This window comes from Nocardia camponoti (assembly GCF_014646135.1).
Taxonomy (GTDB): Bacteria; Actinomycetota; Actinomycetes; order Mycobacteriales; family Mycobacteriaceae; genus Nocardia; species Nocardia camponoti.
Map to the genome: position 1 here is coordinate 604,630 of NZ_BMMW01000002.1, position 20,690 is coordinate 625,319.

The 20,690-nt window shown below is 67.7% G+C and carries 2 protein-coding genes; both read right to left on the bottom strand.

Annotated features, from left to right (window positions below):
- Positions 1–2 precede the first annotated feature (2 nt).
- Entirely contained in the window at positions 3–2,156 is a 2,154-nt protein-coding gene (locus tag IEX78_RS10815) for an AMP-binding protein (RefSeq protein ID WP_188828777.1), read from the bottom strand.
- Positions 2,153–20,443, bottom strand: coding sequence for a non-ribosomal peptide synthase/polyketide synthase (locus IEX78_RS10820; RefSeq protein ID WP_229683873.1), 18,291 nt, complete (start codon positions 20,441–20,443; stop codon positions 2,153–2,155). Before IEX78_RS10820 ends, IEX78_RS10815 begins: the two co-directional genes overlap by 4 nt.
- Between the last annotated feature and the right edge of the window lie 247 nt (positions 20,444–20,690).

Below are 20,690 nucleotides of genomic sequence, written 5' to 3' on the forward strand. Positions count from 1 at the left end.
TGTCAGGCAGCGGTTGCGGGGGCGGGCAGTCGGACGAGTGTCGCGGCGTGGCCGTCGACGTCCCATCGCCCGTAGCCGCCCGTTCGGAAAAGTCGTTCGCCCGGGCGACCAAAGGGGTTCGCGATGAAGCGGGCCGCTGTGGTCGCCGGGTCGGCGCGGTAGCCGATGGCGAGTTGGTCGCCTGCCAGGTAAACCTCACCGGCGACGCCCGGGCCGGTCGGTTGCAGTCGGCGGTCGAGAATGTGGGTCGCCGACGCGAGCACGTCGGCGCGGTGGTTTGGGTCTGGCGTCGCTTCGGTGAGGACAAGCGTCGCGCCGACGCGCAGCGGGGCAAGGTAGCCGCGCCACTGGGTGGTCACGCTGCCAATGTCGGGTTGTAAGTGCACGTCGCGCGCGGTGAAGTGTCGGCCGGGCTCGTCAACGAGCCGGTTTACGGCGGCCGCGTGCGTGACGTGTGTCGCGCGCGCCGAGCCGGGGCCGAACAAGATAAACGCGGGATGCGATGGCAGTACGGCGGTTTCGCGGTCACTCGCGGCGAGCGGTTCGTCGGAGTAGTGCGACAGGTGCACGCGGTCGAGCACGACAACCGGGAACTCGTCGGCGATGAACGGCACGCGATCGTCGACAGTCAGCAGCGCGGCGGGATCGGCGGCGCGCAGGATTTCCGGCAGGGCGACCCCGCTGTCGGTCGGGACCACCGCGCCGCCCGCTTTGAGCACGGCGTAGATGGCGATGATCAGTTCGATCGAACGGGGCACGTCGATGACGACGGCCGATTCCGGACCGATACCGATGGCGTTGAGGTGGCGCGCGAGCTGGTTGGTTCGCCGGTCAAGATCGCCGTAGGTGATGATCGCGGTCGGCGCGCTGCCGCCGGGGATGTGGACAACGGCCGGATCGAACGGCGTCGTTTGGGCTTGAGCTTCGAACTCGTCGAGCACGAGTTCACCTGCCAACGGCGAACTTTCGACGCGACCGACGAATTCCAGCTCAGCACCAGGTCCGTACGGGGCGTCGCGCAAGCGAACGAGTTCGCCGGTCGCGAACATCCGATCCTCAACGGGCCCAGCGGGATTGGCGAGGAAGGTCGCGGCGGTCGACTGACGGCCGAGGTAACCGCGCGCGAGCTGCACGCCGGAGACGTAAAGCTGGCCCACCTCGCCGTCAGCGACGGGGGCAAGGTGTTCGTCAAGGACAAGCAGTTCCACGTCGTCGGCGGCAAGCCCGAGCGGGATAACGGCGGTGTCCGCGCCGGTGACCTCATGCGCGACAACCTCGCCAGCGGTTTCGGCGCGACCGTACAGGTGCCACAGCGTCGCTCCGCTGACCGCGCGCAGCTCAGCTGCGGTCTGCGTGGGCAGTGGCGCGCCGCTGCTGAGGATGACGCGCAGCGAGTCGAGTCGAGATTCGGCGTCCGGGTGGGCGACGAGTCCGGCGAGGTCGTCCGGGGAAACGCACACGGTGGTGACGGCGTTGTCGGCGACGGCGTCACCGAGTTCGGGTTCGTCGGCGAGCACGAGCGCGGCCCCGGTTTGCAGGGCGAGTAACAGTTCGCCGACGGCGTGCTGGGTGTCGAGCGGCGCGCGCCACAGCACGGAGTCGCCAGCGCTGAGACCGCAAAGACGTTGCCGCCAAAGCGCATTGGCGCGTGCGGCACGGTGACCGATCACGACGGCGGAGGCGGCGGGGACATCGACGACGAGGTAGGCGGGGTTGTCGGCACCCGGCCTGGGTAGTCGAACTGGTTCAGCGGCGATGCCACTTTCGTTCCCCGAATCGGTCAAGACCAAACTCGGCGCGGCCAGTTCGATCGCCCGCTCACGGGTTTCGCGCGGCGCGGCCGGGTCGAGCAGCACGAACGCGCCGCCTGCGGCGAGCACCGCGTGTACCGCGACGACAAGGTCGATCGACCGGGTCATCGCGATGGCGACCGTCGTTTCCAGCCCGACCCCACGCGCAACGAGCGCGGCGGCTTTAGCCGCGACCAGCTCGGCGAGTTCGCCGTAGCTGAGCGGGGTTTCGCCGTGGCGGACCGCAAGTGCGTCCGGGTCGAGCGCGAGTTGGGCGGCGAACTCAGCGAGTAGGGTGCCGGGTTCGGCACCGAAGCTCTGGCTTGGGTCCAACAGGGGCGAATCGGTGTGCTGCGGAGAGATCACCGGGTTCCTTCCGAGTCGTCGACTGGTCCCGAGCCCGCTGTCACTGCGGCGGCATCGGTGATGAGGGTCTGCAAGGTGTTGGTGAGCCCGGTCGCGCCGAGGGCGGCGAGCACGCCCGGCACCAAGCCAGCGAGGGCGACGTTGACCAGCGCTTCGGGCTTCATCGCCGCACCCATCGACCTGCGCACCGCGGTGAGCTTGGCGTCGAGCGCGCCGTAGGACACCTCGTGGTCGCCGTGCGTGAAGGCGACGACCTGGGGTGCGATGCGGGCCGCCGAACCAACAAGGGTCGGCAGGTCAGCGATCGACAACCGCGGTTTCGGCGGCGTCTTCTCCGCTGCCGTGCGCACGTCGATCGCGCGAACGGCGACGGTCGGGTCGGCGGCGATCGCGGTGAGCACGGAGCGGAACCGCTCGGTCATCGCGACGATCGTCGACTCATCGAAGATGTCGGTCGCGTAGCCAAACGCGACGTCGAGACCGTCAAGCACGCCGTCGGTGTCGTAGCGCTGCAAGATCGTCGGGTGCAGGTCGAACTTCGCTTCGGCGAGGCCGGGGTCGAGCGGTTCGACGGTCAGCCCAGGCAGTTCGATGCTGGTCGGCGGCATGTTCTGGAAGGTGAGCATCACCTGGAACAGCGGGGTGAACGCGCCGGTGCGCGGGCGACCCATCGCGTCGACGATCTGCTCGAATGGCACGTCGGCATTGGCGAGCGCGGCGAGGTCGCGTCGCTTTGCCTGGGCGAGCAGGTCGGTGAACGGGCCACGCGACTCGATCTCGGTCCGCAGGGCGACGGTGTTGACGAACATGCCGACCAGATCGTCAAGTTCGCGCGCACCACGTCCGGCGACCGGTACGCCGATGGTGATGTCGGAGCTGCCCGACAGCTTGGCGAGCAGCACCGCGAGCGCGCTGTGCACAACGGTGAACAGGGTCGTTCCGTTGTCGCGAGCGACCTCGTCGAGGCGATGGGTTAGCTGCGCATCGATATCGAATTCGATTGCCGCCGCCCGCATTTCCCGTCGCGCGGCACGCGGACGGTCGGTCGGGAGCGCGAGCAGTTCGGGCGCGCCAGCGAGTTCGCGGGTCCAGTACGTGAGCTGACGGCTCACCACGCTGTCGGGATCTGCTTCGTCGCCGAGCAGGTCGCGCTGCCAGACGCTGAAGTCGGCGTACTGGATTTCCAGCGGCGTCCACTCGGGGTCGACGCCCGCGTTCCGCGCGACGTAAGCGCGAACGAGGTCGGTGACCAGCGGCGCGACCGAGTACCCGTCGGCGCTGATGTGGTGCACGACGACGACGAGCGCGTGCTCATCCGGTGCGAGGCGATACAGCGCGACGCGAACCGGCGGGGCAGCGGTGATGTCGAACGGCTGGGCGACGAGCGCGCTGACGCGAGCCATGATGTCGTCGTGCGAAACCGAAATTGGTTCGAGGTCAACCGAATTCGACCACGCGGGCATCACCTGCTGCACCGGGCCGTCGGCCGTGTCGGGGTAGCGGGTGCGCAGCGTGTCGTGCCGGGCGAGCACGTCGGCGACGGCACCGCGCAGCGCGGCCAGGTTGAGGTCGCCGGTCAGGCGGATCGCGGCAGGGATGTGATAGGCGGCCGAGTTCTGCGCGAGCTGATGCAGCACCCACATGCGCTGCTGGGCTGGTGAAAGGACGGCAGGGCCGGTTTCGGTCCGCTTGACCAGGGCAGGCCGCTTGTCTCCGCGGTCGAGCGTTTCGAGCCGGGCGGCCAGCGCGGCGACGGTCGGTGTTTCGAAGACGGCGGCCACCGGCACCTGAGCGCCAAGGGCAGCGCTGAGTCGACCGGCGACACGGGTCGCGGTGAGTGAATTACCGCCAACAGCGAAGAAGTCGTCATCGAGACCGGCTGTCGCACAACCGATTACCTCAATGAAGGTCGCGGCGACCAACTGCTCAAGCTCGGTCACCGGTGCGCGGAACTCCGCGTTCGCGAACTCGGGCTCGGGCAGCTGACCACGGTCGACCTTGCCGCTTGAGTTGAACGGGAACTCGTCGAGGATCACCAGCGCGCTCGGCACCATGTACGCGGGCAGGTCGGCGGTGAGCTGGGCGCGAATTTCTTCGACGATGCCAGGCGCGGCCGGGTTATCGACGGTCGCGTAGGCGACGAGTCGGGCACCGTTGTCGTCCTGTTTGGCAACAGCAACGGCGGCGCGCACGTTCGGGCAGCGCAGCATCGCGGTTTCGATTTCGCCAAGTTCGATGCGGAATCCGCCGATCTTGACCTGGAAGTCGACGCGGCCGAGGTACTCAAGGGTGCCGTCGGCATGCCAGCGGACGACGTCGCCGGTGCGGTACATGCGCTCGCCCGGCTCGCCGAACGGGTTCGCGACGAAGCGGTCGGACGTCAGCGCGTGCCGACCGAAGTAGCCGCGCGCGAGCTGCACACCAGCGAGATAGAGCTCGCCAGCGACACCCACGGGCACCGGACGCAGGCGCGAATCGAGCACGTGAACCGCGCTGTTCCAGAGCGGACCGCCGATCGAAACGAAGTTGGTCGGCTCTTCTTCGACCGCGTATTCGGTGATCGACACGGCCGCTTCCGTCGGCCCGTACGTGTTGTAGAGCGTCGCGGTGTCGGTGGCCAGCCGGAACTGGTGTGCCGTCGCGACCGGCAGCGCTTCGCCGATCGCGAGCACCGCGCGCAGGGACTCCGGCAGCCGGTCGCCGTTGGCGAGCAGCATCGTGACCAGCGACGGAACCGCGCACAGGATGGTGATGTCGTGCGCGGCCATCGTTGCCCGGAGCAGGTCGGGGTCACGCTCGGCACCCAGTTCAGCGACGACGAGCGTGGCACCGATGGTGAGCGGTCCCCAAAATTCCCAGACCGAGACGTCGAACGTCGATGGGGTCTTGAGGACAACGCGATCGCGCGCGGTCATCTCGAAACGTGAATGCAACCAAGCGATTTGGTTGACGATCGCGTTGTGCGGGATGGCGACGCCCTTGGGCAGGCCCGTTGACCCGGACGTGAAGATCACGTAGGCGGGGTGCTCTGGACGCAGCGGGGCGATGCGGTCGGCATCGGTGATGGGTGCCGTGGTGAGCGCGTCGCCAAGGCCGTCGACCTCAATGACCGGCACGTTCACCGCGACGGGAACGCCCTCGGCCACCGTCGTCAAAACGCAGACAGGAGACGAGGTTTCGATGATGTAGGCGATGCGGTCGGCCGGGTGCGTCGGGTCGATCGGCACGTACGCGCCGCCGGCGCGGACCACCGCGTGCATCGCGATCACCAGGTCAACGCTGCGCTGCATCGACAGCACGACCGTGCGTTCCGGGCCGACACCCGCGCCGATGAGGTGGTGCGCGAGGGTGTTGACGCGCGCGTCGAACGTCGCGTAATCGAGGGCGCCCTCGTTGGTCGCCAGTGCCGTCGCGGCCGGGGTGCGCGCGGCCTGGTCAGCGACCATCGATGCGAGCGTTGCCGGTTCGACCGGGCGCGCGGTTTCGTTCCATTGCGCGAACTGGGCGGCGTCCGGGCCGAGCAGATCAAGATCGCCGACAACGGTTTCCGGCGTTGCCGCGACCGTTTCGAAGATCCGCGTCAACTGTGCCGCGAACCGCCGCGCCGACATCGCGTCGAACAGGTCGGTCGCGTAACCGAAAACGAGCTCGATTCCGGCGGCCGAGCCATCGAAGCTGTAGTTGTCCTTCGCGAAAAGGTGCAGATCGAATTGTGCTACGCCAGCATCAAATTCGACCTCTTCCACGGTCAAACCGGGCAGTTCAAGCGCGCGACGTTCGTGGTTCTGGAAGGAGTAGCCAACCTGGAACAGCGGGTGTCGCGCGGTCGAGCGGGCCGGGTTGAGCACCTCGACGAGCCGTTCGAACGGCACGTCAGCGTGGCCCAACGCCGCGATGTCCGAGCCGCGTGCGGATTCGAGCAGCTCGGTAAACGGCTGTGCCGCATCGACTTCCGTACGAAGCACGATGGTGTTCGCGAACATGCCGATGACCTCGTCAAGTTCCGGTTCACCGCGACCAGCGATCGGCGTGCCGACCGCGATGTCGGTGGTGCCCGACAGGCGAGCAAGCAGCGCGGCGAACGCGGCGTGCACGACCATGAACAGCGTCGCGCCACTGCGGCGACCGACGGCGACCAGCGCGGCGTGGACGTCCGCGTCGAGCGTGAAGGTGACCTTGTCGCCGCGCATGCTCTGGCGCGCGGGGCGCGGGCGGTCGGTCGGGAGAGCGAGCTGGTCGGGCAGGCCCTTGAGCTGGTTCGCCCAGTAGTTAACCTGCTGCGCGGCAACCGAGTTCGCGTCAGACTCTTCGCCAAGCATCTCGCGCTGCCACAGCGCGTAGTCGGCGAACTGCACGGCGGGCGGGGTCCAGCCGGGTGCGGTGTCGGCGAGGCGCGCGGTGTAGGCGCGCATAAGGTCCGCGACGAACGGGGTGATCGACGAACCGTCCGCGGCGATGTGATGCAGGACGGCAGCGAGGACGAATTCGGTTTCGTCGAGCTGGAACAGGCGAAGCAGGACCGGCACTTCGCTAGTCACGTCGAAGGTCGTCATCGCGACTTCGCCGATGGCGCTTGGCAATTCCTCCGCCGAGACACTCATCGGCGTGAGGTCGGGCGTTGTTGTCGGCATGATCACCTGGACCGGCGACCCGTCGACCTCGGGGTAGTGCGTGCGCAGCGACTCGTGTCGCGCGATCACGTCGCCAACGGCAGCGGTGAACGCGGCGACGTTGAGGTCACCGGTCAGGCGCAGCGCGAACGGGATGTTGTACGCGACCGACGCGCGATCGAAGCGGTTCAGGAACCACATGCGCTGCTGCGCGGGAGAAAGCGGAAGTGCCGCAGGGCGTTCCCTCCCAACGAGCGCCGGTCGATCACCCGATGCCAACGCGGCGACGGCGGCGGCGAGGTCGGCGACCCGCGGCGATTCGAACAGCGTCCGGACACCGACGCGACGGTCGAGCGCCGAACCGATGCGGGCGGCGGCCTTCGCGGCGAGCAGCGAGCTGCCGCCGATAGCGAAGAAGTCGTCGTCAGCGCCAACAAGGTCAAGGCCGAGGACCTCGGCGAAAACGCCAGCGACGATTTCCTCCGCGACGCCGGTCGGCTTGCGGTAGGCGGTGGTTTCAAACACCGGCGCGGGCAGCGCGGCGCGGTCGAGCTTGCCGTTGACCGTGAGCGGGATGCGGTCGACCGACACGATCGCGGCGGGCAGCATGTGCTCGGGCAGCGTGCGCGCGAGTTCGAGTTTCAGTGCTGCGGTGTCGATTTGGGTGTCGGCGACCGCGTACGCGACGATGCGCGGCTCGTCGACCAAGTCGGTACGCACGATCACCGCGACCTCACGCGGCGCGAGCGACGACGTGAGCAACGCGGCCTCGATCTCGCCGAGTTCGATGCGGAAACCGCGCAGGTTCACCTGCTGATCGGCGCGGCCCAGATACTCAAGGTCGCCGTCGGCGGTCCAGCGCGCGAGGTCGCCGGTGCGGTAGGTGAGGGTGCCCGCCGCGCCGTACGGGTCGGCGACGAAGCGGCTTGCGGTGAGGTCGGGGCGGGCAAGGTAGCCGCGTGCCAGCTGGGTGCCGGAGACGTAGATCTCGCCGGGCACGCCGACCGGGACCGGACGCAGGCGCGAATCAAGCACGCGCACAGTCAAACCCGCGATCGCACCACCGATCACGCTTGCCGACCCGGTTTCGGGGGTGATCTCGCGATACGAGACGTGCACCGTGGTTTCGGTGATGCCGTACATGTTCACCAGCTGCGGCGTTGTGCCGTAGCGCGCGAACCACGGGGCGAGCCGCTGTGGTTCCAGCGCTTCGCCGCCGAAGATCACCGTGCGCAGCGCGTATTCGGTTGGCTCACTTGCCAAGTCGGCAGCGATGAGCTGGTAGAAGGCCGACGGGGTCTGGTTGAGAACCGTCACGCCTTCGGTGCGCAGCAGGTCGCGGAACTGCTCGGGCGAGCGCGAGGTGAAGTAGTCGACGAGCACGACCGAACTGCCGTGCAGCAGCGCGCCCCACAGCTCCCACACCGAGAAGTCGAAGGCGTAGGAGTGGAACATCGTCCACACGTCGTCAGGGCCGAATGCGAAGTGGCGCGCGGTGTTATCAAGCAGCGCAATGACATTCGCGTGCGGGATCACCACACCCTTGGGGCGACCGGTCGAACCCGAGGTGTAGATGACGTAGGCGGTGTTGCCCGGGGTCAGCGGGGTGCGACGGTCGGCGTCGGTGATGGGGTTGCCCGCGAAGTCGAGCAGGTTGCCGCACGCGGGGTCGAGGACGGGGCCGCCGAACCAGTCGCGCGGGAGGCCCGACTCGGTGTTGGCGATCGCGCAGAGCGGGCGGGCGTCGTCGATCAGGTATTCGATGCGGTCAGCCGGGTAGTTGGGGTCGATCGGGAGGTAACCCGCGCCCGCTTTCAGGACCGACAGCAGTGCGACCGCGAGTTCGATGGTGCGCGGCATCGCAACGGCGACAAGGGTTTCCGGGCCAACGCCAGCGCCGATGAGGCGACGGGCGAGGCGGTTGGACCACACGTCGAGTTCAGCGTAGGTGAGCTGGTTTTCGCCTGCCTTGACCGCGACGGCGTCAGGGTTGGCAGCTGCCGCTTTCGCGAACCGGGCGACGAGCGTCTCGGTTTCGTCAGCGGTGACCGCTTCGCCCGTGCTCGCCCAGTCGTAGAGCGCGCGCTGCTGTTCTTCGGCGCTGAGGAGTTGGATGTCGCCAACGACGACGGTCGGGTCAGCGACGACAGCCGAGAGCACCTGGGTGAAACGGCGGGCGAGAGTGGCGACGCTCGCGTTGTCGTAAAGGTCGGTGGCGTAACCGATTTCGATCGACATGCCGTTGGCGCGGCCATCGACATCGGCGTTCTCGTTGACGGTGAACTGGAGGTCGAACTTGGCGACCTGCGCGTCGAAATCGATTGGGGCGACGGTAAGTTCGGGCAGTTCGAGGGTCGGCACGGTGAAGTTCTGCAGCACGAGCGCCACCTGGAACAGCGGGTGGCGGTTGCGTGCGCGCGAGATGTTCATCGCGTCGACGATCTGCTCGAACGGCAGGTCAGCGTGCGAAAGGGCGTCGATGTCGGCGGCGCGGACGGCGTCGAGCGTCGACTCGAATTCGGCGCGCGGGTCGATCTGCGAACGCAAAACGAGGGTGTTGACGAACATGCCGACGAGCCCGTCGAGCGCCTGATCACCACGTCCGGCGACCGGCGTGCCGATCGCGATGTCGCTACCGCCGGACAGCCGCGCGAGTAGCACGGCGAGGGCGGCGTGGATGGTGGAGAACAGGGTCGCGTCGTACTTGCGTGCCAGTTCGCGCAGTTCGCTGTGCAGGTCGGAGTCGACGGTGAAGCGGTGCGTCGCGCCACGGAAGGTCGACTCGACCGGGCGTGGGCGGTCGGTCGGCAGTTCGAGCTGCTCGGGGAGGCCGGCGAGCGCGGTGGTCCAGTGGGCGAGCTGCGTTGCGGCTTCGCTGTCGGGATCGGTTGCGTCACCGAGGGTTTCGGCCTGCCAGAGCGCGTAGTCGGCGTACTGGACGGGTAGTTCGGCCCAGGTTGGGGCGGTGCCGGTGGTGCGCGCGGCGTAGGCGGCCATGAGGTCGGCGGCCAGCGGGCCGAGGGAGAAGCCGTCGGCGGAGATGTGGTGGATGACGAGGACGAGGACGTGCTCGTTGGTGCCGTCGACGGAGAGGAGGTTGGCGCGGACGGGGACGTCGGTGGTGAGATCGAAACGGGTTGCGGCGCAGGAGAGTACGTGTGCTTCGACGGCGTCGGCTGGGACTGTGCTGGTGTGCAGCGCGGTTGTCGCGAGAGCGCTGGCGGGTTCGGCCGAGTCATCTGTCGCGGTAGCAGGAGCCGCATCCGCGACAGATGCGCTGCTCGCCGTGCCGTCGCAGGTTGCGTCGGGCGACGCGGCGACGACTGCCGAGCATGCGTTGCGGATTGCTTGGACCGGGAGGATTACCTGTTCCGGGCCCGCGGGGCCATCCGGGTACGTCGTGCGGAGGATTTCGTGGCGGGTCAGGACGTCGGACCAAGCCACGCCCAACGCCTCCGCGTCGACAGTGCCGGTCAGGCGTAGCGCCACCGGGATGTTGTCGACCGCGTCGCCGGGGCCGTCGATGTCGGCGTCGGCGAAGTAGCGGTTGAGGAACCACATGCGGCGCTGAGCGGCCGACAGCGGGATGCGCTCGGGGCGCGGGCTTGCGACCAGTGCGGCGCGGCCACCGCTACCGCTGCGCGCCGCGCATTCGGCGGCGAGTGCGGCGACGGTCGGGGCTTCGAAGAGGACGCGGACCGGGAGCTGGGTGTCGAGGGCGGCACCGAGGCGCGCCATCACCTGCGTCGCGGTGAGCGAGTTGCCACCGATGGCGAAGAAGTCATCGTCGAGGCCGACTTCGCGGTCGGCGGGGAAAGCGAGCAGGTCGGCGAAGGTTTGCGCGACGAGCTGTTCGGTCGGGGTTTGCGGCGCACGGAAGGTCGCGGTCGCGAACGTGGGAACGGGCAGGGCCTTGCGATCGAGCTTGCCGTTCACGGTCAGCGGCAGCGCGTCGAGGACCATGAGCACCGACGGAACCATGTACGCGGGCAACGACTCGCCCAACTGGGCCCGAAGCTGTTCGGTATCAACAGGTTCCGTGGTGACGACGTAGCCGACGAGCTGGTCGCTGACGCGGTTGTCGTTGCGGACGATCACCGCGGCGTGGGTGACGGCGTCGATCGCGAGGAGCGCGGCTTCGATTTCGCCGAGTTCGATACGGAAACCACGAACCTTGACCTGGTCGTCAGCGCGACCGAGGTGTTCGAGTTCGCCCGCGGCGTTCCAGCGGCCGAGGTCGCCGGAACGGTACAGGCGTTCGCCGGTGTTGGTGAACGGGTTCGCGACGAAGCGGGCAATGCTGAGTTCTTCACGACCCAGGTAGCCGTTCGTCAGCTGCGGACCGGCCACGTAAATCTCGCCAGGAACGCCGACCGGGACCGGGTTCAGGCGCGTGTCGAGCACGTAGACCGACAGTCCCGCGATGGCCTTGCCGATCACCGAACCCGTTGCGTTGGTGACGGTTTCGAGGTCGAGGACGCGGTGTGTGACGTGCACGGTGGTTTCGGTGATGCCGTACATGTTGACCAGCTGCGGGCCGGTCGAACCGTTGGAACCGTCGCCGTTGCGGACCATCCAGTCGCGCAGACGTGAAAGTTCGAGCGCTTCACCACCAAAGACGACGTACCGCAACGCAAGTGGCGTCGGGTTCGTGCGTTCCACCTCAGCAAGCTGGTAGAACGCCGACGGCGTTTGGTTGAGCACGGTCACGTTTTCACGCGAGAGCAGTTCGAGGAACTGTTCTGGCGAACGGGAGACGTAGTAGTCAACGACGACGACGGTGCCGCCGTAGAGCAGCGCACCCCAGAGTTCCCAGACGGAGAAGTCGAAGGCGCTGGAGTGGAACATCGTCCACACGTCGTCAGGCCCGAACCCGAACTCGCGATCGGTATTAGCGAACAGCTTGACCACATTGGAGTGCGCGACCACGACACCCTTGGGGCGGCCAGTCGAGCCGGAGGTGTAGATGACGTAGGCGGTGTTCGCCGAATGCAGCGGCGCGATGCGGTCAGCGTCGGTGATCGGGCCTTCACCCGCGTCAACCAGGTCGCCCGTTTCAACACCGAACCCAGCCATCGACACAACCGTGAGGTTCGCGGGCAGTTCAACATCGACAGTGCCGTCGACAATCACGCTCGCCGGCGCGGCATCGGACAGCACGTAGGCGATGCGATCGGCCGGGTAGGTCGGGTCGATCGGGACGTAGCCGGCACCCGACTTGACCACCGCGAGCAGCGCGACAACGAGGTCGAGCGAACGCGGCAGGATTACCGCGACCAACTGGCCAGGGCCAGCGCCTTCGCCAATAAGCTTGCGCGCCAAGGTGTTCGCGCGACGGTCAAGCTCGGAGTAGGTCAGCGACTCATCACCAAACTTCACGGCGGTCCGGTCGCCGTGCTCGGCAACCATCGCGTCAACCAGGTCAGCCAGGGTCGCTTCGGGGTTGGCGAACAGTCCGGTGCCACCGTCAGGAGCGGACTGCGCCCAGTTGTGGGTCAGGTCCGCGCGCTCGGTGTCGCTAAGCAGGTCGATGTCGCCGATCACGACGCTGGGATCGGCGGCCACCTCCTCCAGCATCCGCACGAAGCGGGTGCCGAAACTTGTGACGGTCTGCGCGTCGAACAGGTCGGTCGCGTACTCGAACCGGCCCGCGATGCCCGAATCGGTCTCGCGCAGGGTGAGTTGCAGATCGAATTTGGCTGTCTGCGTGTCGATTTCGATTTCCGACGCGGTGAGGCCAGCCAAGGCCAGCTCGGTCACCGAGTTGTTCTGGAAGTCGATCAGCACCTGGAACAGCGGGTGGCGCGCGGTGGAGCGCACGGGGTTGAGCACCTCGACGAGGCGGTCGAAGGTGACGTCGGCGTTGGCGAGTGCGCGCAGGTCACCGTCGCGGACCTGGGTCAGCAGCTCGGCGAACGTGGCCGACGGGGCGACGGCGCTGCGGAGCACCAGGGTGTTGACGAACATGCCGACGAGCCCGTCGAGCGCCTGGTCACCGCGACCGGCGACCGGGGTGCCGACGGCAATGTCGCGCTGCCCCGACAGCTTCGCGAGGGTGGCCGCGAACGCCGCGTGCATGACCATGAACAGCGACGCGCCATTGCTGGTCGCGATGCCGCGCAGGGAGGTTGCGAGGTCAGCGGTGACGTCGAAGGTGGTGCGTGCGCCGCGGCCGGTCGCGACGGCGGGGCGCGGGCGGTCAGTGGGGAGTTCGAGCAGGTCGGGAAGTTCGGCGAGTTCGGTTGTCCAGAAATCGATTTGGCGCGAAAGGAGCGACTGCGGGTCATCCTCGTCGCCAAGTGTTTCGCGCTGCCAGAGGGTGAAGTCGGCGTACTGCACGGCGAGCGGGGCGATGGGGGTGGCGTCGCCGGTGAGGTGGGCGGCGTAGGCGACCATCACGTCGCGGGTGAGCGGCGCGACCGACCAGCCGTCGGCGGCGATGTGGTGCACGACGAGGACGAGGACGTGCTCGTCTTCGGCCGTAGCGATCAGGTGCAGGCGAACGGGTGCGGCCTCGCCGACGGCGAAGGGCTGCGCGGCGAGTTCGCGGATGCGGGCGATGAGCTGGGCGTTGACGCGCCCGGCATCGGCGTGTGCGCTCGCGTCGGCCGCCGCGAGGGTCGCGTCGTTCGAAGGATTCGTTGCCTCGGCCGATGCAACCAGACCGGTCGAGTCAGCGTCGCCGATCAGCGATTCAGCGATGAGCTCAATGCCAACCTCGTCGGGCGACAACACTTCCTGATACCCGATGCCATTGACAGACGGGTAGCGCGTGCGCAGCGACTCATGACGCGCGACAACGTCGGCGATCGCCGAACGCAACGCCTGCTCGTTGAGCTGGCCGGTGAGGCGGATCGCGGCGGCGATGTTGTCGGCGACCGAATCGGCGTCGAACTGGTTCATGAACCACATGCGCTGCTGGGCGTACGACAGCGGCACATGCGCGGGCCGCTCCCCCGCGACCAGCGGGCGACGGGCGGCTGTCGCGTCCTGAATCTGCACTGCGGCAGCGAGACCGGCGACAGTCGGCGCTTCGAAAAGCGTACGGAGCGACACGTTTTGGTTCAGTGCGGCACCGAGGCGCGAAGCGACCTGGGTCGCGATCAGCGAGTTGCCGCCGAGGGCGAAGAAGTCATCGTCAGCACCGACGAGCTCAACGCCGAGCACGTCGGCGAACACGGAGGCGACAACGGTCTCAACACCGGGCGCGGGCGCACGGAATTCCGTTGCGGCATAGACGGGTTCGGGCAGCGCGCGACGATCGAGCTTGCCGTTGGGCGTAAGCGGCAGTTCGTCGAGCACGACGACCGCCGACGGGACCATGTGCGCGGCGAGACGGCCACGCACGGCGGTGAGCAGAGCATCGACGTCGAGCGAACCGCTGCCCGCGGCTTCCGCACCGCCAGCCGACCCAGCACCGGCGGTGATGCGCGCGCTGACGTCGACCGTGTCCGCGGACGCCACGCCGTCAACACCTGCCGTGACGCGCGTGCTGCCGTCGACCGTGTCCACGGACATCACGCCGTCAACGCCCGCCGTGACGCGCGTGCTGACGTCGACCGTATCCACGGACGCCACGCCGTCAACACCCGCCGTGACGCGCGTGCTGCCGTCGACCGTGTCCACGGACATCACGCCGTCAACGCCCGCCGTGACGCGCGTGCTGCCGTCGACCGTGTCCACCAACGCCACGCGATCAGGCCGAGCGATGCGCGACCCGCGCGCATTCGGCACCACGTACGCAACCAAGTGGTCGCCTCGGTGCGCGTCGCTGCGCACGACCACGACCGCCGAGCGCACCGCATCCTGGGCCGCGAGCACACCCTCGATCTCGCCCAGCTCAATACGGAAGCCGCGCAGTTTCACCTGGTCGTCGTTGCGGCCGAGGTATTCGAGCGTCCCTTCGGTGGTCCAGCGGACCAGGTCGCCGGTGCGGTACATCCGCTCGCCCGGTGCCCACGGGCACGCGACGAAGCGACCGAAGGTCAGGTCGGCGCGGTCGCGGTAACCACGTGCGAGCTGCGCGCCCGCCACGTACAGCTCTCCCGCCACACCAACCGGGACCGGCTGCAAACGGCTGTCGAGTACCCACTCGCGAATGCCGCGAAGCGGAAGACCAAGTGTCAGTTCGGCATCCGCGGTCAACGGGGCGGAGATGTTCGTCGCGATCGTCGTCTCCGACGGCCCGTACGCGTTCACGAACGCGCGCTCAACCCCACCGGAGGTCCAGCGCCCAACCAGCTCACGCGGGCACGCTTCGCCACCGACCATGATCATCCGCAGGTCGGGCAGCGTCGCCGGGTCAAGCACCGACAACGCCGACGGCGTGATCAGCACGTGCGTCACGCGCTGCGTCGAAAGTAGTTGCGCCAGTTCAGCACCCACGTGCTGACCGGTAGGCGCGATCACCAGCGTCGCAGCGGAGTTCACCGCGAGCAGCAGTTCCATCACCGAGATGTCGAACGACGGGGACCCGACCTGCAACACGCGCGCGTCGGGGGTGCCGAACATGCGGTCGGATTCTTCGGCGGCGAACCCGGCGATACCGGCCTGCGTGACCAGCACGCCCTTGGGCAGCCCGGTGGAGCCGGACGTGTAGATGACGTAAGCGAGCTGTCCTGCGCGCAGCGGGCGCACCCGCTCGGCATCGGCAACCGGATCGCTTGCGCGAGCGGCACATTCAGCCATCAGCTTGAGCTCATCGAGCACAAGCCACTCGATCGAGTCCGGCAGCGAACCTGCCGACACAAGCACCGTAAGTCCAACGCGCGCACCGGAATCGGTGATCATGTGCGTGATCCGGTCGAGCGGGTAGCTCGGATCAACGGGCAGCCACGCGGCACCCGACTTCGCGACCGCCCACACCGCGAGCACCGACTCGATCGACCGCGGAACCCCAACGGCGACAATGTCATCGGGCCCGATACCGCCATCGATGAGGACGCGGGCAAGACGCGACGATGCGCGGTCGAGTTCGCGGTAACTCAGCGAACGCACCCCGTCGGTCACCGCGACGCGCTCGGGATCGGCGGCGACAGCAGCCGCGAGTAGGTCAGGAAGCAGACCGGTGGCGCTGACGGGGCCGCCGCTCATCGCGGTGAGTCGCGCGTACTCGCCTTCCGAGAGCAGCGCGAGGTCACCAACCGCGGTGTGCGGTGCGGCGGCGGCCGCCGTCAGCAGCTCGACGAAGCGCGTGCCGAGCGCGGCAACGTCGTCGCAATCGAAAAGGTCTGTGGCGTAAAGGACTTCAGCATCGATACCCGATGGCACGTCGGTGCGATGCTCGGCAAGCGTGAACTGCAAGTCGAACTTCGTTGTGTCCAGCGCGATCTCGTGCACCTGCGCCGGAACACCGTCGATGTCGAAGCTGGTATCGAGCACGGCCTGGAAGTTCAACGCGACCTGGAACAGCGGGTGCCGCGACTGCGAACGGGCCGGGTTAACGACGTCGACGAGCCGGTCGAACGGCACGGTCGCGTGCGCGAACGCGGCCAAATCGACCTCTCGCGTGTGCCCGAGCGCGGTAGTGAACGGCGCGGCAGGGTCGACTTCCGTGCGCAGCACGAGGGTGTTGACGAACATGCCGATCAGGTCGTCGATCGCCCGGTCACCACGGCCTGCGACGCCGGTGCCGATCGCGATGTCGGCGGTGCCGCTCATGCGCGAGAGCAGCACGGCGAGCGCGGTGTGCAGGACCATGAACAGCGACGCGCCTTCGCGGGCGGCGAGTGCGGCGAGGTCGCGGTGGAGGTCGACGTCGATGGTGAAGTGGTGGCGTGCGCCACGCAGCGTCGGCTCGGTCGGGCGGGTGCGCGCCGACGGAAGCTCAAGCTGATCGGGCAGGTGCGCGAGAGTGCGCTCCCAGAAAGCGATTTCGCGCGAAGCAAGCGAGCCAGCGTCAGCTTCCGAACCGAGCAGCGCGCGCTGCCAGAGGGAGTAGTCGGCGTACTGGACGCTCAGCGGAGCCCACGCGGGCGCGACCCCGTCGACGACGGCGCGATAGGCGGTGAGCACATCACGCACTAGCACCTGGAGCGAAACACCGTCTGCCGCAATGTGATGCAACACGACAGCGAGGGCGCACTCGGAGTCGGTGACGAAAACCTGTGCCCGGAACGGGGATTCGACGGCCAGATCGAAGCCACGATTCGCGAACCGAGTCAGCTCGGCATCGAGGTCTTCCGCGACAATCGGCGCACCGAAACTCATCGAATCGGCAGGCAGCACAACCTGTTCCGCGACCTCGGGACCGGTCACGGCAGGGAACACCGTCCGCAACGCCTCGTGGCGAGCGACGACCTGGGCGAGCGCGGCGTTGAGCGCGCTCAGGTCAGTGCTGCCCTTGATCCGCACGACGAACGGCATGTTGTAGCCGGGCGCGGACGGATCGAAGCGGTTGATGAACCAAATGCGTTGCTGTGCAGGGGAAAGCGGGATGAGCGCGGGGCGCGGACCGGCGACGAGCGCGGGCAGGTCGGCCGTGACTCCGTCGGCGAGACGCTCAGCGAGCACGGCGGCGAGTCGCGTGACGGTCGGCGCACCGAACAGGTCACGAACGCCAAGCTGGCAGCCAAGGTCAGCGCCGAGTCGCGCGGCGACCTGAGTGGCGACAAGGCTGTTGCCACCGAGGACGAAGAAATCGTCTTCGCGACCGATTCGCTCAGCACCAAGCACCTCGGCGAACACCCTCGCGACGGCCTCTTCCACCGGACCAACCGGCTCGGCGTACGCGACGACAACACGCTCAGGCGCGGGCAACGCCTTGCGGTCGAGCTTGCCCGCCGCGCTCACCGGCAGCGCGTCAAGCAGCACAAACGCGGCGGGAACCATGTAGGCGGGCAGGGCGCGCAGGCCCGCGTCACGCAACTCATCGACCGTCACCGCGCCGGGTTCGGCAGCCACGACGTAGGCGACAAGTTGCTCGCCGACGCCAGCGTCGTCACGCACGAGCACGACCGCGCGGGCCGCACCGTCGACGCTCTCAAGCACCGCTTCGATCTCACCAAGTTCGATGCGCAAGCCACGCAACTTCACCTGAAAGTCGGTGCGGCCCAGGTATTCCAGCTCGCCGGTGGCGGTCCAGCGAACGAGGTCGCCGGTGCGGTACATGCGCGCTGACGCGTCGCTTGGATCGGCGATAAAACGACCAGCGGTAAGGTCGGGTCGGCCGAAGTATCCCCGAGCGAGCTGTACCCCCGACAGATACAGCTCACCCGGAGCCCCGATCGGAACCGGCCGCAGCCGCGAGTCGAGAACATGGAGGCGCGTGTTGTACACGGGCGCGCCAATGGGCACGGTGACGCGGTCGGCGTCGGTGACCTCGTGGAAGGTCACGTCGACGGCGGCTTCGGTCGGTCCGTACAGGTTGTGTAGTCGCGCGCCGGTCAGCAACCGGAGGCGCTGCGCGAGCGGTGCGGGCAGGGCTTCGCCGGACGCGAAAACCGTGTGCAGCGAAGAGGTTTCGCCGATCTCACCCTGGGCGAGGAAGGCATCAAGCATCGACGGAACGAAGTGCGCGACGGTGACGCCGTAGTCGGCGATGGCCTGACGCAGGTACGCGGGGTCGCGGTGGCCGTCATGCTCGGCGAGCGCGAGCGTCGCGCCAATCTGCAAGGGCCAGAAGAACTCCCACACCGAAACGTCGAAGGTCATCGGGGTCTTCTGCAACACCACGTCGTTGCCGCCAAGGCGGTACGCGCGCTGCATCCACACCAGCCGGTTGACGATCGCGGCGTGCGTGACGGCGACGCCCTTCGGCATACCGGTCGAACCGGAGGTGAAGATGACGTAGGCGGTGTTGTCGGGATGCAGCGCGACGTTGAGCGGGGTGGTCGCGTACGCGGTCAGGTCGACGGCGTCGACGGCGATGACCGGCGCGGAGGTTTCGACCGGGAGTCCGTCGCGGGTGGTCGTAAGCACGGCGGCAGGCGCGGCGGTGGTGAGGATGTGACCGATGCGGTCGGCGGGGTGGTCCGGGTCGATCGGGACGTAAGCAGCGCCAGCGGCGACCACCGCGTACATGGCGACAACGAGGTCGACCGAACGTCGAATGCTCAGCGCGACAAGCGATTCCGGGCCGATTCCCGAATCACGTAGGTGTCGGGAGAGCTGGTTCGCGCGGGCGTCGAGTTCGCGGTAGGTGAGGTTTTCGTCACCCATGCGGATCGCGACGGCGTCCGGCGTGCGTGCGACCTGCGCGACGAACATCGCTGCGAGGGTTTGGTCAGCGACCCCGTCAGCGTCGAGGGCGGCGGCGACGTCGAAGTTCGTCGCGTTCCAGATTCGCGTGCTGACCAGCGACTCAAGCTCGGTCGCGACGGCGATGTCGGCAAGCGGGGTAGCCAGGTCGGCGGCGGCGAGGCGGTCAAGGAACGCGAGGAAGCGGCTGTGGTGACGCGCGAGGGTGTCGGCGTCGTAGAGGTTGGGGTTGGCTTCGAAGTCGAGGTGGACGCGGTCGCGGTCGCCGTAATAGACGTTGAGACTCAGGTCTTCGATCGGGCCGGTCGACAGCACGTGGTAGCGGCCGGTCACGTCGCCGAGCGTCAGATCGCTGCGGAAAAGCATGAAGTTGGCGAGCGGGCCGAACAGCGCGCGGCGGGCCGGGCGACCGTCGTCTTCGGCGTCGCGGCGGATGTCTTCGGCGCGGTAACGCTGGTGCCGCAACGCTCCAGCAACCTCGACGCGTGCGGCGCGCAGTAGTTCGCGCCACGTCGTTTCGTCGCCAGCGCCACCGGTGGGTAGTCGCAGCGGGACGATGTTGGACAACATGCCAGCCGAACGACGCATCACCGCGGTGGTGCGCGCGGTCACCGGCAGGCTCAACACGGCGTCGGGGCGGTCGGTTAGTCGACCGAGGTAGGCGGCGAAGGCCGCGAGCAGCACAACTGACAGCGCGGAATCATCGCTTGCCGCAATGGTTTCTAGTCGCTCAACCAGTCGGGTGCTCAGCACGCCACCGGAAACGATGTTGTTCGCCGAGCGCGGGGCCGTGCGCAGGTCGAGTGACGTCGGGCTGTCGACGCCAGCGATGCGCTCAGCCCAGTGCGCGCGGTCGGCGACGAAACGCGTCGAATCGCGGTAGCGCTGTTCACCGTCGACGAGGTCGGCAAGCGCGCCGGGAACCACGTGCGCCGGGTCAACGCCAAGCGTGCGGGCGGTGTAAAGCTCGGCGATGCGCGATGAGTTCGTGAACGCGCCGTATCCGTCGAGCACGATGTGGTGGCCACGCAGGTACCAGAACCAGCGCTGGTCGGCGACGCGCAGGATCGCGCCAGTGACGAGGCGGTCAACCAGCATGTCGATCGGGGCACCGAACTCGGCGCGCATCCAGTCGTGGGCGGCGGCGATGGGGTCGGCGTAATCGCGCAGGTCGATCAGCGGGAGGTCATCTTCGATGCGAATGGTGTGGTCGATGTACTGGAACGGCACACCGTCGGCTTCACCGAGGCGAATGAGCGAAGAGCCGTAGCTGTGAGCGGCTTCGGTTGAGACGGCACGGAACAGGTCGACATCGAGGTCGCCGACCAGGTCAACGTACTGGGCGATGGTGATCGGGACGTCGGGATCGAGCAGTTGCGCGTACCAAACGCCAAGCTGCGCTGGCGTCAGCGGGAATGGTGTCGACACCTCGACGTCCTGCGGTAGCGCGCTGAACCCACCCAACTCCGTACCGTGCACCAGAGCCTCCTCGTATCGCAAAAACAGCTGATCGAACACTTTTAGGCAGCACGAAATAGACCTCGGCGAGCCTGAGAGTTTTCGATATGAGCGCGGTGGGCACCGATGGCCAACGTCCGCGCGAAGATCCCCGACAGATCATGTGGACGAGATGTGGACGAACCCGCTGTGGGTCGTCGGCCTAGCTTTTGATCGTTCCTCCAACATCGCGGCTGAGGCGGTTAGCCACCCTCAGCATTGTCACTTG